Annotated in this window: 10 protein-coding genes; 4 read left to right on the forward strand and 6 right to left on the reverse strand. The window is 55.7% G+C overall.

Annotation, left to right across the window (positions count from 1 at the left end):
• Nucleotides 1–424 precede the first annotated feature (424 nt).
• Nucleotides 425–1,543, forward strand: a complete 1,119-nt coding sequence (locus NG895_RS05660) for a hypothetical protein (RefSeq protein WP_252851494.1) — start codon at nucleotides 425–427, stop codon at nucleotides 1,541–1,543.
• A 479-nt stretch (nucleotides 1,544–2,022) separates the two neighbouring features.
• Here the strand turns inward: NG895_RS05660 and NG895_RS05665 are convergent, their stop codons facing one another.
• Together NG895_RS05665 and NG895_RS05670 are read right to left on the reverse strand one after the other, a co-directional pair.
• The gene (locus tag NG895_RS05665; protein WP_252851495.1) at nucleotides 2,023–3,498 is read right to left on the reverse strand and encodes a DUF1501 domain-containing protein; all 1,476 of its coding nucleotides are present in this window, start codon (nucleotides 3,496–3,498) and stop codon (nucleotides 2,023–2,025) included.
• A 17-nt stretch (nucleotides 3,499–3,515) separates the two neighbouring features.
• The gene (locus NG895_RS05670; RefSeq protein WP_252851496.1) at nucleotides 3,516–6,350 is read right to left on the reverse strand and encodes a DUF1553 domain-containing protein; all 2,835 of its coding nucleotides are present in this window, start codon (nucleotides 6,348–6,350) and stop codon (nucleotides 3,516–3,518) included.
• A gap of 626 nt (nucleotides 6,351–6,976) precedes the next feature.
• Between NG895_RS05670 and NG895_RS05675 the strand changes: the two genes are divergently transcribed.
• Complete coding sequence (locus tag NG895_RS05675) at nucleotides 6,977–8,275, forward strand: Gfo/Idh/MocA family protein (RefSeq protein WP_252851497.1); 1,299 nt, start codon at nucleotides 6,977–6,979, stop codon at nucleotides 8,273–8,275.
• A 14-nt stretch (nucleotides 8,276–8,289) separates the two neighbouring features.
• Nucleotides 8,290–9,030: a 3-keto-disaccharide hydrolase gene (locus NG895_RS05680; RefSeq protein ID WP_252851498.1), complete on the forward strand. Its 741-nt coding sequence runs from the start codon at nucleotides 8,290–8,292 to the stop codon at nucleotides 9,028–9,030.
• 82 nt (nucleotides 9,031–9,112) lie between these two features.
• On the opposite strand, the gene NG895_RS05685 is transcribed toward NG895_RS05680, so the two are convergent.
• The 3 genes from NG895_RS05685 to NG895_RS05695 form a co-directional block, all read right to left on the reverse strand.
• Complete coding sequence (locus NG895_RS05685; protein WP_252851499.1) at nucleotides 9,113–9,769, reverse strand: hypothetical protein; 657 nt, start codon at nucleotides 9,767–9,769, stop codon at nucleotides 9,113–9,115.
• Between the two features lie 425 nt (nucleotides 9,770–10,194).
• Nucleotides 10,195–10,557, reverse strand: coding sequence for a hypothetical protein (locus NG895_RS05690; RefSeq protein ID WP_252851500.1), 363 nt, complete (start codon nucleotides 10,555–10,557; stop codon nucleotides 10,195–10,197).
• Between the two features lie 488 nt (nucleotides 10,558–11,045).
• Nucleotides 11,046–12,236 (reverse strand): IS91 family transposase, encoded by a 1,191-nt coding sequence (locus tag NG895_RS05695; RefSeq protein ID WP_252851501.1) that lies wholly within the window; start codon nucleotides 12,234–12,236, stop codon nucleotides 11,046–11,048.
• 91 nt (nucleotides 12,237–12,327) lie between these two features.
• Here NG895_RS05695 and NG895_RS05700 point away from each other — a divergent pair, with 91 nt between their 5' ends.
• A complete protein-coding gene (locus tag NG895_RS05700; RefSeq protein WP_252851502.1) occupies nucleotides 12,328–12,930 on the forward strand; it encodes a DUF6398 domain-containing protein in 603 nt (200 codons plus the stop codon).
• Nucleotides 12,931–13,371: 441 nt separating this feature from the next.
• Here the strand turns inward: NG895_RS05700 and NG895_RS05705 are convergent, their stop codons facing one another.
• The gene (locus NG895_RS05705) at nucleotides 13,372–15,801 is read right to left on the reverse strand and encodes a PKD domain-containing protein (RefSeq protein WP_252851503.1); all 2,430 of its coding nucleotides are present in this window, start codon (nucleotides 15,799–15,801) and stop codon (nucleotides 13,372–13,374) included.
• Between the last annotated feature and the right edge of the window lie 84 nt (nucleotides 15,802–15,885).

Consider the following 15,885-nt stretch of genomic DNA (forward strand, 5'->3'; position numbering starts at 1 on the left):
CCCTGAACCGCCCGCGGACCACCACGTTGGCCATATTCCTATTTTGAGCCATTAAATACTTCGTTCAATTCGTAGCTTGTTGTCGCAGTGATCACCGCCACTGTGCATGACTCCCAATTGGGTGTTTACCTCCCCGCATCAGTGGCACCAACTTTGGTTGGAGTTTGTTCCCCCGAGGGCTGGGCTAAGGGACGCTCGGAGGTAGGTGAATGAGTCGCCACGCAAATGATTCCGTCCAGGTCCGCACAACCCACAAGATCGCCAGTTCGCTTGCGATTGCTCCATTCACAAGTAGCGTAGCAGCCTGCCTGGACTCGAATTCTTCGACTTGGTCCGGCTATCTTGCCGATTCCGTAGACAGTAACCATGACGCACTCTGCTCATGTCGCACGAATAACCTCAGTAGCCAACCAGGAGGGCACTGATGTCGAATTCCCAAACTACAGATAGCCGCTCACAGACGCCCCAGTCGTTTTCCGCACAGAGCGTGTCAATCCCGGTAGCTGCAGTCCTTCTTACTTTGCTGGCCGGATGGTTTTGTGCACTTCGACCAGCGCAAACGCAAATCGCCGCGATCGAACGCCAATGCAACGAACTGACAAGACTTGTCGACCGACTTAACAACCATTCCGCAGCGGTCGACCAATCGAATAAACTCCTCGAAGTGGTGTCGACGCAGGCAGCAATTGTAGAATCGGCTGAGTCTTCCCTTACAAAATTGGACAACTTCCATCAAGAGTTATTGAACCGCCTGCAAGACATTCAGCAGCTCGACGCAATGACGGACTGCCTAGCAAAAATCGAGAGCACGGCCGTGCAAGAGCGCGAAGCGATGTCCGGTGTGTTGGGGGCGCTCCGTGAACTTTCTGAGACACATCACTCCGTGATCGCCGCTGGCACGCCCCTCCCTGAAGTGCGCCGGACACTCAACCTGATGGACGATTTGCACCTAGAACTAGACAGCCAGCGCCAGGACGCTATCTCTGCTGCCAAAGTAGTGGAGGACCTGGGTCAAATCTGCAATGGTCTACTTGCAGCGCGACCTCAAGTAGAAACGGCTGCCGGCGTAGCCGAGCGCTGGAATGTTACGCAAAACAAGCTGGTAAAGCAGACCAATCAACTCGCGGCTGCAGAGCAAGCAGCGACACGGCTAGCAGAGATCAACGCGGTGCTCGGCGAACAGAGTCCGAATGTATTGCGAGCTAGACGCAACTTAGATCGCCTAGTTGCTGTTAATCAAGAACTGGGTCAGCAAAACGAACTACTTGCCACCGCGATAAATACAGTTGAACAACTCCGGTCCCTGGGACCAATCGTAGACCGGGCGTCCAATACTGTGGACGCGATTCAACGATTGGTGGTCGATGTCTGTCTAACCCACCCCGCTGAGGTCCAGGCAGTCGCAAGCTATGGAAAAGACAGCCCTGCGCGTATAAGCAGCGAGGATGCAATACCGGTCAATCGCAAATCGGAGGGCATGCAAGACTGGGCTGGCGTGTACCAAGCATTTCGTATCATCACGCCTGTTTGGACACTGCGTTAGCACGCCATCGTCGCCCGATGACCAATATTGAGAAGGAAATGCACGAACTAAACGAACCAACAATATTTGCCATGTAGTTGGTGAATGACATTACAAATGCAGAGGCCCTGTTCATCGGTAATTGTGCAATCTAACTGGTACCTAGGTAATTTTCGAGTTCTGACCTGCCAGGATTGTTGGTTCGTTTGATTCGCTGGTTGGTATTACGGTGATTTGCCGAGTACCCGGACGCGTTCACCTGTCCATAAAACCGGAAGCTTCTGTCCACTCAGCACAAATGCCCTGCACTCAGTTAGTAGGCTGGGAAGACTGATCGGCCCAGCGGACTCCAAGGTCGGAATCGTCTCTTTCCTCACATATAGCTTTGCGGCGTGGGCGGAAGCAAAAAATGCCAACTTCGCGACGTTCAGCATCTCCACACGATGTATTGCAAAAAGCAACAGAAGGTAACTGGCTCGGCAGCTTTGACATGACATCAACTACGCATGGAGTAAGATTTCTTCAATCACTTCTCCATGCACGTCTGTCAGGCGGCGATCACTACCGTTGTGGGTGAATGTCAACATGGTGTGATCCAGCCCCAACAGGTGCAAGATTGTGGCATGCAAGTCGTAGATGGTAGTCACTTTCTCGACAGCGCGATGGCCGAAATCATCGGTTGCACCATATGAGAATGGAGCCTTTACTCCTGCCCCGGCGAGCCAAACGGTGAAGCCATCTGGGTTGTGGTCGCGACCCTGGGCACCTTTTTGGAACACGGGCATCCGTCCAAACTCCGTGCACCAAACTACCAGTACATCCTCAAGCATGCCGCGAGCCTTTAGATCGGCCAGGAGCGCAGCCGCCGGTTGGTCGAGCACAGGGCCATGCCGGTCGTAGTCGGCCTTGAGTTGCTTATGCCCATCCCAATTGCCAACTCCCTCACCCATCGCATACGAGCCATTGAAGAGTTGGACAAAACGCACACCACGTTCCAGCAGCCTCCGCGCGAGCAGACAGTTACGACCAAATCCAGCTGTCAGAGGGTTAGGGTCGCGAATGCCGTACTGGTTGAGTGTGGAGGAAGACTCCCGCGATAGATCGGCCACTTCTGCAGCGCTTGTCTGTAATCTCGCCGCCATCTCGTAACTGGCAATCCGCGCTGTAAGCTCACTGTCTCCTGGGAACGAATCCAAGTGCCGCTCGTTGAGTGATCGGACGAACGCTCGCGTCGCGTTATCGGTGGCAAGCGACACCGCTTCTGGGCGAGCGAGATTGTCAATTGGACGATTGGCGCTAAACGCAGTTCCTTGAAACACAGCCGGCAGAAATCCATTGGACCAGTTGTTGGGCCCGGCCTGTGGAACTCCGCGCGGGTCAGGAATCGCGACGAACGCGGGCAGATCCTGCGTTTCGCTACCGAGAGCGTAGGTGGTCCACGCCCCTATGCTGGGGAAACCGTCAAGTGTGAACCCAGTGCTCATTTGGTTCTCGCCTGGCCCGTGGGTATTCGACTTGGCGGTCATCGAGTGGATGAAGCACATCTCGTCCACCATGTCGCCTAGACGCGGCAAAAGATCCGAGGTCCATTTGCCACATTCGCCGCGTGGGCGGAATGCATATGGACTTCGAGCCAAGTTGCCACTCACGCTCTGGAACGAAACAAGCTCCACGTTTCCAGGCATGGGTTGATCGTGATGAGCGATCAACTCAGGCTTATAATCCCAGGTATCCAGTTGGCTGCACGCGCCGCTACAGAAAATCATAAGTACTTGCTTGGCGCGGGGAGTGAAGTGCGGGCTGCGTGCATGCAGTGGGTTGCCCGCTCCATTCTGACTGATGCTATCGGCCAGCACACCTTCGGAGAACAGCAGACTCGAGAGAGCCAATGCACTCAATCCACCTGCTGCATCGACCAAGAACCGCCGGCGATCGAGCAATCGATACCCGTCAATAGATAGTTGTGGCTTACGCACGTGTTGTGGCTCGCAGATTACTGTACGTAGACAAACTCGTTCGTGTTGAACAGTGCTCGACAAAAGGCGCTTAGACCGTGCTGCGTGACGAAGCCGAGACTCTCCTTAAGTTCAGCGTCGTCAGGTGAACGGCCATAGGCAAGTTGAAAGCCAAGATCGACCTGGGCTGCAGCGTCCGCGGGAGCCTCGCGCTCGAGGCGCTCTGCAAAGAGCCCTGCCTGTTGGATGACGAACGGGCTGTTCATTAGATTCAGCGCCTGCAATGCGGTTGTCGATACAGTGCGGTTGGGGGCAATCTGGCTTGCATCGGGACAATCGAAGGCACCGAAAGTCGAGTCCTGCTCCATTCGCGGCTTGGTTTGATAGATCATCCTGCGCCATTCTGTGGGTCCCCATTGTCTCTTGGGCTCGTACACCTTGACGTAGTTATTGTTTGGCACAAAGGCGTCATACCCCTGTCCTCCAATGCGCAAGTCGAGCACTCCACTGGCCTGCAGTATCGAGTCTCGAATCGCCTCCGCTTCGAGACGCCGCACAGGATTGTGCCACAAGAGTCGGTTTTCAGCGTCGACGTGCTGTGGTTCGGAACGCGGAGTGCTCGCTTGCCGATAGGTACTGGAACATAGGATCAAGCGATGCATTTCTTTTAGGCTCCAGTTGCAAGAGACCAATTCACTTGCCAGCCAATCAAGCAACTTGGGATGCGAAGGCTTCCCCCCTTGGAATCCAAAATTACTCGGGGTCGTGACGATGCCTTGACCAAAGTGATAATGCCAAAGTCGATTGACGATTACACGCGTTGTCAGTGGATTGTCGGCGCTAGCGATCCACTTGGCGAGTGCCAATCTCCGCTGACTTTCCGGCATGTTGGCTGGTAACTGAAATCCGCCCGCGACAGCAGAGAAGCCTCCCGGCGCCACTTCGTCTCTTGGCTGCATGACATCGCCACGATAGAGCAGAGGAGTCGGAGGAGGTTCGGTGAAAGTGCCACAGTACGCTTTAAACATGCTTGCCGGTGGCAGTTCCGATTCGATGCGTTCCTTTTCTGCCAATAGCGATGCGCGCTCGGTTCCTGCCTCTGACTGTGCGTCCGCTTCCACCTCGGTCGATCCCGCCGATTCGTAGGACAAGCGGTCCTGATCAGTAGCGACGGTCTTCCAATGACCTGGTTCGATGGCGACCTCAATTCGGTAACTCGTTGCAAGGCGATCGGCATACACACCTTTCCGATCCCGCGCCCAAAGCACACGGTCAATCACAACGGGTTCAGGCAACTCAATCTGGACCCAACCCTGGCCCCCTTCGTTGCTGATCCAACTGTGACTGTTTCCATATTTTCCATCATTAATGTGAGCTAGTTGATGGATGCTATTCGTGCCGTTGGCGTAGACGCCCGAGGCAGAAGCTACACTGCCGAACGAAGCTAGTGCCACGTTGCGCGGATCTGGTCCTACGGACCATATCTCTAATTCGTCAATGCAGGGCTCGCCGGCATTGGTGGCCAAGACCGTGAATCGGATAAGCCGCGTTTTCACCGGCTCAAAGCGATCTCCATTGCCTCGTGCGTCGACAGTGGGGCGATTAACTTCGGCTGCCGAGTCTAAGCTCGCATGCGGCTCCAAACCGACTAGTCGGCGATTCACCTCAGCTAGTTGCTCTAGCAGTTGCCGTTCTCTTCTGAGACGCTCCTCGTAGTCGTCGGGCTTGATGTCTCGTTCGCCATGTTGCACACCCGCAAACACGGCTTGCATCGCATAGTACTCGCGTTGTGGGATCGGGTCGAACTTGTGGTCATGACAGCGGGCGCAGTTGGCTGAGAGACCAAGAAAGGCGGTTGAGGTGACGGCAATCATATCATCAAGGTCATTGGCCCGCTGTTGCCGCTGCCCCTCTATGTTCTTGATGCCAACCTCGTCGTGTGGCCCGCCCACCAAGAAACCGGTGGCCACCTCCACGCCTACCTGATCACCGGCAAGTTGTTCAATGATGAATCGATCGTAAGGCGTACCGTCGTTCAATGCTCGTACGACGTAGTCTCGATAGTGCCACGCGTTCGCTCTCAGAGTATTCGTTTCGTATCCGTTTGACTCGCCAAAGCGAACCACGTCGAGCCAGTGTCGCGCCCAGCGTTCACCATAGTGGGGAGACTGCAATAAGCGGTCGACCAGTCGTTCATAGGCATCGTCACGATTGTCCGCTACAAACTCCTCAGCTTCTGCCGGCGAGGGTGGTAGGCCGATGAGGTCGAAGTAAACTCGTCGCACGAGCGTCCGCCGATCTGCCTCGGGAGAGGGTCCAAGGCCGGCTGCCTGAAGTTGATCGAGCACAAAGGCATCGATTGGATTGCGGACCCAGCCTTGCGGATTGGCATGAATTACTTCCGGTCGCTTAACTGGCTGCAGCGACCACCAATCCTCTCCACCGCGGTGCACGGTCGTGTAGTCATAGAGACTTAGCGTCCGCTCTTGAGGCCACTCGGCACCTTGGGTCACCCACGTGGCAAGCAACTGGATCTCGTCTTCAGTGGGCCGGGGCTTGTGTGTCCCCGGCGGCATTGATCCTTCACGCAACCTTTGAATTACAAGACTGCTATCGACGTCGCTTGGCTTAATTCCCTGTCCGCTATCTCCCCCGGCACGGGCTGTGGACCTTTCCACCAGGCTTAGTCCGCCTTCGGCAAGATCAGCATTATGGCACTCCAGACAATGCGCAACCAAGATCGGAGCGATCTGTTTGCTGAAGTCGATCCGCGTTTCGGATTCTGCCGCTGCCCGTTGCGAGGCAAATGCGACGATGAGCAACAAACTGGCAGTACCCAAGCAGATTTGCATCGGTTGGCGAGTTTCATCCATGGTTTCAGCCCCAAGACCGTCGCATTGAATGGTCGCGAGTACTCTTATTTAGCCAATCGGAATGGCAGTTTCAAGAAAACTTTGTTGGAGTCTTCTGAGAGCAGAAGTTCTCGCGGCATCTTGATCCAATAACATCGGTTGCTATGAAAAATGTATTGCTAACAGCTTGAAGTGTTGACTGACGCGCTTTTAGTCTGTTGCCTTTCAGGATCTAATTCTGACAGCATCCTGAGCTTGCCCCCTCTAGATGGACCATCATTCGCGAGAAAATTGCATCCCGGGAAGCCCCGCGAGGGATTCTCAAGATGAACAGCTGTGTAAGTTGGAAGCGGGTAGCTGACATTGTTTGAGCAACGAGCAACAACGATTCGGCACCGCCCAGCTTTAGGCAACCGACACGACATACTGCGAACCACATCTTTCCTGCTGCGAACTTTTGCACGGTGAGGGCTGCCAACCTACAATGTGGTACATCGCGCCTAGGCGATAGCATTGACAATGCGGTGCGTGGCAGCAGTTCAAGGAGAAGCAACATGCTCCCAGATCATCAAGAGTCGACTCGTGGTTGCCCCATCGTTGGGCGTCGAGAGTTTCTCGGCAGAGCCTCTGCCGTTGGAGTTGCTGCAATGCTGCCCGTGCGAACGGCGATGGGGGACGAGAGCACTCGCGGCTCTGAAGACAAGCTCAATGTGGCCATCATCGGCTGTGAAAATCGGGGCCGAGCCAATATGGCAGGCGTCGCTAGTGAGAACATCTACGCCCTTTGTGATACGAATCCGGCTGCCACCAAGTCTGCGAAAGCCAAGTACCCGGAAGCTCTTATAACGCGCGATTGGCGTGAGCTGATTGAAGACGGCAAGATCGACGCCGTTGTGATCTCGACTGCCGATCATCACCACGCACCCATATCGATTGCCGCCATGCGAGCCGGTAAGCATGTGTATTGCGAAAAGCCGCTAGCTCATACCGTGGAGGAGGCTCGTCTCGTGCAGGAAGTCTACCTAGCCGCAGACGGCAAGATCGCGACACAGATGGGAACCCAGATTCACGCCGGTGACAATTATCGCCGCGTTGTTGAAATCGTGCAGTCGGGCATGATTGGGGAAGTCACCGAGGCCCACGTTTGGTGCAGTCGCGACATCCGCCCAGTAAAGCCACCCGTGCTTGGCATGCAACCGATACCAGATGGGTTTGCCTGGGACACTTGGCTAGGCCCTGCCGCCGATCGCCCGTACAACGAAGGATACTGGAAGGGGGGCAACCTGAACTGGAATCGCCGTTGGGAGTTTGGCAATGGCGTGCTCGGCGATATGGGCAGTCATCTGATCGACTTGCCATTTTGGGCGCTTGAACTTCGACGTCCTTCCACGATTGCTTCAGAAGGTCCACCGGTCGATGATATCGCTTGTCCAACTTGGCAGCAGGTAACGTGGACCCACGCGGCGCGTCCTGGAAGCGGACCGCACCATGCCGCGTGCAAGGTTGTTTGGTACCACGGTGGCGAGGGCATGAGCCGCCGCGCCAAGTACTTACAACCTCTTGTCGGCAGCGACACCCAAATCAACAAATGGGGTATCGGTGTGGCGTTTGTTGGTCATGAAGGCACAGTCGTCGCTGATTACGATCGAATCGTGCTCAGTCCGGGGGACAAATTCAGAAACTTGCCGCGTCCTGATCTGACGTTAGCGAAGTCTCTCGGCCACTACCGCGAGTGGATTCATGCCGCCAAGACCGGCGGCAAAACGCTATGCAATTTTGCCTACTCTGGCAATCTGATTGAGCATAACCTGTTGGGCAACGTCGCTCATCGACTGAGCGAGTCGATGGAATGGAATTCAGAGACTCTGACGGCCGAAAACGTTCCCGATTCGGACCAGTTTATTTCTAAGAGTTACCGTGACGAGTGGAAACCTCAAGGAATCTAGAAGTGGAATGAACCATGGCAAGACAGAACTTTTCGCGGCGGGCGGTGATTAGCACAGGCATTGGTTTAGTAGCAGCCAGTGGATTGGCGGCCCAGGCCGAAGAGTCGGGCGAGAAGTCGCCGGAGGCAACCAAAGCTTGGATTGACGGCTCCGGCGATGGCTTCCGTGCTCTCACGGTCGAGGACTTTACGAAAGTTAACAGCGCAGACGACACATGGAAGTTCGATGGCAACACCATCCACTGCACGGGCCGCCCGACGAGCGTCATCCGTACCGAGAAACAATTCACAAACTTTGAACTGGTTGTGCAGTGGATGCACCACAAGCCCGCGGGGAACAGCGGGGTGTTCGTTTGGACGACACCAGAGTCTATCCAACGGCTAACTGAGGCTGGGAAGCCTGGCTTACCCCAAGGTATCGAGGTGCAGGTGCTCGACTTAGCGTATGGGCAACCGATCCCCGCCGATTGGTATACGTCGCACGGCGATGTATTTCCCGTTGGCGTCCAGATGGAGCCATTCCCGCCTGTATCTCCTAACGGCAGCCGAAGCTTTCCCAGCAAAAACCTCTCGCGGGCACACGGCGAATGGAATCACTACTACATACGCGCCATCAACGGCGAGGTCCGGCTGTGGGTCAACGGCGAGGAAGTCTCCGGGGGCACCGAGTGTGCCCCTGCAACCGGTTATCTATGCCTGGAGTCAGAAGGTTCGCCGATTACGTTCCGCAATCTGAGAATCCGAGAGTTGCCCTGATTAAGCCTGGCCGCTAACGAGCCCCCGGCTAGAGAACTGATCATGGCGACTGCAACTTAATACGGGACCTCAAATGCACGAATTAGGGGAGGCGACCTTGTGCTACAGCAAACGAGGCGGAAGCCAGAATAGTAAGCGCTAATCCCGAGGGTTCAGGTACATTTCGGTACAACATTACGCTGGTTATTAGTGTTGGTATATCACTAGATAACTCGGAGACCGGAATAAAACCTACACCGGCCGTATCGGATGCTAATCCCAGTGTTATTGCGCTCACTAATCGAACCGGTCTACCAGTTGTAGAATCAAATTCATTCAGCAATCCAATGCTCGACATTCCAGTAGTCGTCGCTGAAGTTGAGCCAACCAAGTCAATAAGGGCGAGAGTTGGCAGTTCATTCTCAGCAAAGCTACTCGTACTCACATCAATTCCTGCCGAAATAGCCAACTCGATCACATCAGCACTATTTGCCATAACAAAACCTTCCAGCGAACCACCAGGTTCGAGTTCAGGCAGAACCAACTCCAGTCGCTTTTCGGGGTCACGGGAAATCACATGAAACTCGTCGATCAAGTAGGGCAAATCCAGCCACTCCCGTTGATTCACGTCATCGTATGTCAACAGCCCATCCCCCGGAGAGAGCCAGTCGCGCTCAATCACGGCGGCATGGGACCAACACGGCGAAAAGGCAAGAAGTACAAGGAGTGCTGGACGAAAAAACTGCGATAAGGCAGGCATCGCAAGAACTCCTGAGTGGTAATAACAGTCTAAGCGTCCACCGGTAGCCCAATCAACTATTCAGAAGATTTGCATCGGCCTTCCCGAGGATAACGCACGTGCCGCTGACCACTCGCCATCGTTGATGGTGCCGAACGCGAGCAACCGGCCGCTGGTAGTTTGTCTGCCCCACATGTACTTCATTAACTACCTGTTCGTCATCTTAATCTTAACGTCGATGTCTAAGACCTTACCTACGCGGCACTTAGAGATTTGTACCCAGTGGCACCCAGTTCAAACCGAAAAGCATGGGCCCGCGAGAATTACTGGTTTTCACCTAGCTCTTGTGCTTACCACTGCATTGTAGCCATCTCGAAATCGAAGACGCTAAACGTTGGCGAACTCCGCCATAAATCGGTTCGCCCTGTACGGTCCCAGTCCTCCTGCTAGCGACCCCGCCCACGGCCCTGACCAATGTGTCGACTGCCACGCCACGCCCGGGAGAGCACATCCTCGAGAATCTCATTATGCGTGACACCGTCACGTTCGGAGATTTTGACGAGGTAGTCATGCACCGCAGAGTTGACCGTGAGCGTCTTTTGCTCCCCTACTTCGTCGATGAGCATTTGACGGGAGTAAAGGTACGAGTCATAGGTCTTGGGAGCAAGATGCTCGCGGGCATCGGTGAGGAATTCCTCGCCGAGCCCGGCCACCGAGATGGCACCATCGACGGTGGCGAGCAGGTCGCTCTCGGCGAGCAGAGTTTTGAGTTTGGCTTCGGCAGCTTTTTTGTTGCGTCGACCTTTCACGAGGCAGACACGCTTGCCAGCGATGTGCGAGCACCACTAGTTGCGGGCGGACCACCACCACAGGGAAGAGTGCTTGGGCATGGCAGATACCTTTCGAAAACGGGACCAAGTCATGCACAAAACCGTGTGCTGGAGGTCTTCTCGAAAGGCTTCATGAAGAAGAGCCGTTGTCGTAACGCTTAGTGTTGTATCGGAAGTGCCCGCGCAGAGGTTACCCCTTGATGTTTCGTGGCGGCACTTCGGATACAACGCGTTGGAGTAAACCGAGGGGGCGGACTGCTATGGGGATTGTATCGCCCCGCGGTCCTGCCGGTTTGCTGAGGAAAGGCTACTTTGAGTGCCCCACGAGGATGTCCTCCGGCGTCGAAGTGGGCTCTGGCGCTGATGCCTCAAGAATAGAGCAGGTTTCACCGCGCTCGGCGCGCATCGGCAGCGAATCTGCGTGGTCGCGACTTGAATCGCAGAGAGGTTGTCGAACATGGGGACACCTATGACGAGTCTTGAAAGTCGACTCCCGTGGCAAAGAGCGCCAACGCCAGACGAGTTGGTACTCCCCGAATAGGAAATAGGGTGATTGACCGCAATCGCTTCGATCGGCAATTCGGACAAACGACCATCTGGTTCGGATCACCGGTGTGGTCGCCGGTTGTCTCCACAACTTCTGGGATCGCCGTGGTCTTCATGCCCAGCAACTCGCGACATCGCCGCAAGTTGTCGCCGCGGTTGCGGTTGGCTAGAAAGCCGTGGTGGCGGATTCGGACGAACCCTGATGGCAGAACATGCTGCAGGAACCGGCGGATGAACTCCGTGTCGGTCAGCGACATGATCTTCGTCTGGCCGCCGTGGCGGTAGTCCTTCCACCGGAAGCGGACGACGCCGTCCTGATAGCTGACCAGTCGGCTGTTGGCGATGGCCACCCGGTGTGTGTACCGGGCCAGGTACTTCAACACTTGCTTGGGGCCGCCGAAGGGTCGCTTGCAGTAGACGACCCAGTCGTCCCGTACCGACCGATCGACTAACGCCTCGAAGTCATTGGGATCGCTGAGCGACGCCAGGTCACCATGAAACTTGAGTTCGCCCTTGCGGTAGGCGGCCTTTAGCTGCTGGACGAACTTACCACGAAACACGCGGCCCATTACCCGCACCGGCAGGAAGAACGCCTTCCGCTTGCGTGACCGCTTCACCGAAACCCAAGTCTCGCCATCGAGCGACGGGCCGCCGCCCGGTACGACGCAGTGGAGGTGGGGGTGATGCGAGAGGTTCGAGCCCCAGGTGTGCAGCACGCTCAGCATGCGGGCCTTGGCGCCCAAGTGCTTCGGGTCCTTGGCGAGATCGCGCACGGTCTCCCAAGCCGCGCGGAATAGGATTCCATACACGACTTTCTTGTTCTGCAACGCTAACGGGCCGAGGATTCCGGGCAGCGTGAAGACGACGTGGAAATAGGGCACGGGCAACAGCTCGGTCGCTCGCGCGTCCATCCAGGCCGCCCTGGCCGACGCCTGGCACTTGGGACAGTGCCGGTTACGGCAGGAGTTGTAACTCGGCCTGGTGTGGCCGCACTCCTCACACCGCTCGACGTGCACGCCTAGCACCCGCGTCCGGCATAGGGCAATGGCGCGTAGCGCCCGGTGCTGGTCGCGGGAGAGCGAGTCGCCGTGCTGATTGAGAAAAGCTCCCACGTCTCGTGCGGGGAGAACTCTGAGCTTCTCAATAGCCAAGCCGTCGGTAACAATGGAGCGTTCACGAATCTATTAGCAGGGAGGCCAAACCATGGGACGCAAGACAGCCGCTGCAACGGAAGCGGTTCCAAGGATCTCCGGCAGCGAGGAGGTCCCGGCTGAGTTCCGCCGAGTCTATCTCGAACTCGTCTCGCTAACCGACGAATTCTGCAATGAGCGGCTCGACACGGAATACCAGGAGCTGTGCCGTGGGACGGCGATTGGCCTCTGCCAAGATGGCTCGCCAGTCGGCCGCGGCAAACGGGCCAGCTGGGCGTCAGGCATCGTCTACACCATTGGCTGGGTCAACTTCTTCGGTGATCCCAGCACTGATCCCTATCTGCGGTCCGAAGAGATCGCTCAGTGGTTCGGCGTTTCGGTGGGCACCATGCAGAGCAAGTCGAAGATCATCCGCGAAGGATTACAGATCACCTCACTCGATCCCGAATTCACGCACTCCAGCCTACTGGATGACAATCCGCTTGCCTGGATGGTCGAACTGACCAACGGCATGATCATCGACATCCGTCACGCTCCACGCGAAGCCCAGGAAGCTGCCTTCGAGCACGGGCTGATCCCGTACATCCCCGACGACCGAAGCGAGTCAAAAGACAGCTATCAGGTGGTTCACGCCAAAGCCAAACGCAAAAGCTAACGTCCGTTGAGACGACGTATAGCCAGGCGTCCCACCGCGGAGCGGTTTAGTCCAACTGCAATTACGGCAACGGCTTACTTTAGTGCTCCCTCAAGGACTCGAACCTTGAACCTACTGATTAAGAGTCAATCCGCGAGCTCACTAAACGTCGGGGAAAACTGCGATTCTGAGAACTGCGCAGTTCAGGGCGCAGCAGTTGGGGATAACCAATGCCCGACCGACCCCGACCTTGCCCTCATCGTCGAGAGGTGGGCAGAGCTGCCCGAAGCCGTCCGAGTCGGCATTTTGGCTATGGTGAAAACTACATGCGACTGATTTGCCTATGTCGTCTCGCCATCGCAAGAGCAGGGATACTGCTTCTGTCGGTATTCGCCCTGCAACTGTGTTCAACAGATATTTGGTACCCGCATCGGAAGAAGCCGGTTACCACGGGCATGTCTCTCAATCGAACAGATCTTCTCCCTCAAATAGGCTGGCAAACACCTCATCCTGTGCATTTTCAGAACCACCCGAAATAGACTTCGCTTCGAACTCCTCTTCGTCTTCTTCGTGGCGTTCGCCGTATCTTTCTGCAAGGAGGAAATCGATAGCCTTTGCGCTAAGCCCGTCGTCGATTACCTCGTGATTCTCACTTGTCGTTGCGGTCTCAAGATCGTCGCGGTCCAGGCCTCGGGTGCTCAGCCCATGGACAGCGACGTTTCCAACTGATTGGTGCTTCTCGTGCACGTCAGTGTGGAGCCAGTCCAGGTCACGGACTCCTTCTGCAAGGTGCGAATCTAGCACGTCATGATCTAGACCTAGTGCATGACCGTATTCATGCGTGAGGACGGACAGTAAATCCACACCATTGCCGCCGGGCACAAAGTTCCATCCATTGCCGGCAGCGTTAATATCGACCCAGATTATGTTGCCGAAACTCGCACCAAGAGCGTTCCCGGGCAGATCTGCTATACGTAAGTCAATGTTCGCAAGCGATGTAGAACTACTGTCGTATGCAACCGATTGTGACAAGAGCTCCATCGCGTCAGTCGCTTCCAGCTGCAATTGCGATGCTGTCAGTGAGCTCACGTCGCTGGTAGTTGTTGCCGCCACACCATCCAGCAACAGGTTCTTTGGTTGTGGTAATCGCACCTGGATGTTGCCGCCCGCGAGTAGTTGCTCGGTGGTGAGCGTACCGCTCCAGTTACTGGAATAGAGGAGCGTACCACCATCCCACACCGTAAAGGCCACGCTGTCCGAGTCGCCCGGTTCGCCGGCGTCAGTCACGGTAGCGATCAACTGCAGATTGCCGCCCAAAGATATAGGATTCAGAGGGTCAGTGATGTCGCGGAAATTGGCCTTGGCGATGAACTCGGCATGGCTTACTTCAGGATCGCTACCTGGCAACGCAACCAGGGAATCGGTGGCATTCGTCTTTATCTGATAGATTCGATCGTCCTGTCGAACAATGATATTGACGTGGCCCTGAACGTTGGTGCCCTTTTTGTTGGTTTTGATGTTGAAGCCGAAGTTTGTGCGGCGATCATCGTCACCCGCGTAGGTTCCCTCGGAGCTCTCGTTGATTAAATAACCACCACCTGTGACGGCATTGTCCAGTGGTTTCGACACCGTTATCAAGTCGAGCTCACTCCCTGTGTAGTAATCGTCCACTTGGATCAGCACGTCGAAAGTCAAGGAATCCGCATTGCCAATGTCGACTGTCCAAGAGTAGGCAGCTACACCAACGGTGGGATCCGAAACGTCGAGGAGCGTGATCGGTACGTCTGTCGCGATGACCACCGGACTCGCAGGATCCGAGTTGTCGATGAAGGAGACGGTTGCCGTGGTGATATTGCCAGCTTCCGAGTCTGTTGCGGGAAGGGCTGCGGTGATGTCTTGAATGGTCGCTCGCAGCTCAACGGTTGCCTCGTTGTTGTTAACGCTCGGTGTCGAAACAAAGGTCGAGCCTGAGTAAGTTGCAACCGCAGTTTCGCGTTGCACATCAATTGAGGAGATGGCCGTGCTCACCCCGCCCTCGTCGTCTAGAACGGTAATGCGGAACTGGTAAGCACCAGGTTCCAAGTCAGCGATGCCACTGACGGTCCATGTAGCTGGACTCGCTTGATCGTCGCTGCCCAAGAAAACCAGATCGCCCACTATTGTGCCGTCGTCCGGCAAACCTGCTGTATACGTCGCTCCTCCGTCAGTGCTGTAGGCAATGGCGGCCGACAGGGTATCGGCTGCAATGTCTTGGGCTGTAAAGGTGATAGCATCGATGGAGTCGCTATACTGTACGCTTTGGCTATCGACGTCCACCGTTACATCTGGCGAAACATTGAGCACAGTGACGGTGAGTGTATCACTATGGACGCCGCCATCGTCATCCGTGACGGTCACCTTCACAGTGTATATGCCATTGTCAGCGTACTCATGACTGCCCGTGACGGTACCACTTCCCATTCCCTGCGAAACGTTGCCTGACATAGTACCCGTGCTATCGCCCCAGTCGATTGTCGCGGTGTGAGTGTCCAAAGTCCCGACATCTGTAAACAACGCCGTAATATAGACGGTGGTCAGTTCTGTCGGCATGCCAGCGTGCGATTCATCGACCGTTTGGTCCGCACCGGCATCGACCACTGGTGCCACGTTCTCGACGGTCACGTCGATGGACTCACCTGTGCTTGCTGAAAGTGAAGCGACGTCAAGGCTGGTAGAACTGGGAAACTCTTCGGTGGCAGTGGCCACTACGTTGATAATGAACGCAGCGTCGTCGGCAACCGTTATCTCCAGTCCCGCGAGTTCCGTCGGTAATAGCGTCCATTGACCGCCACCATTATCTGTGCCCTGATTGAGGGTGGCGATTGCTGGTAATCCGCTCAGGTGTATTAGCAAGGTCTCCGAGCCATCGCTGTCCACGAGGCTCGAGACTATGTCGAGCGGAATTGGGGCAGCCTCAAATCCGTTAGCTGTTCCATC

Source organism: Aeoliella straminimaris, from assembly GCF_024054565.1.
Lineage (GTDB): Bacteria > Planctomycetota > Planctomycetia > Pirellulales > Lacipirellulaceae > Aeoliella > Aeoliella straminimaris.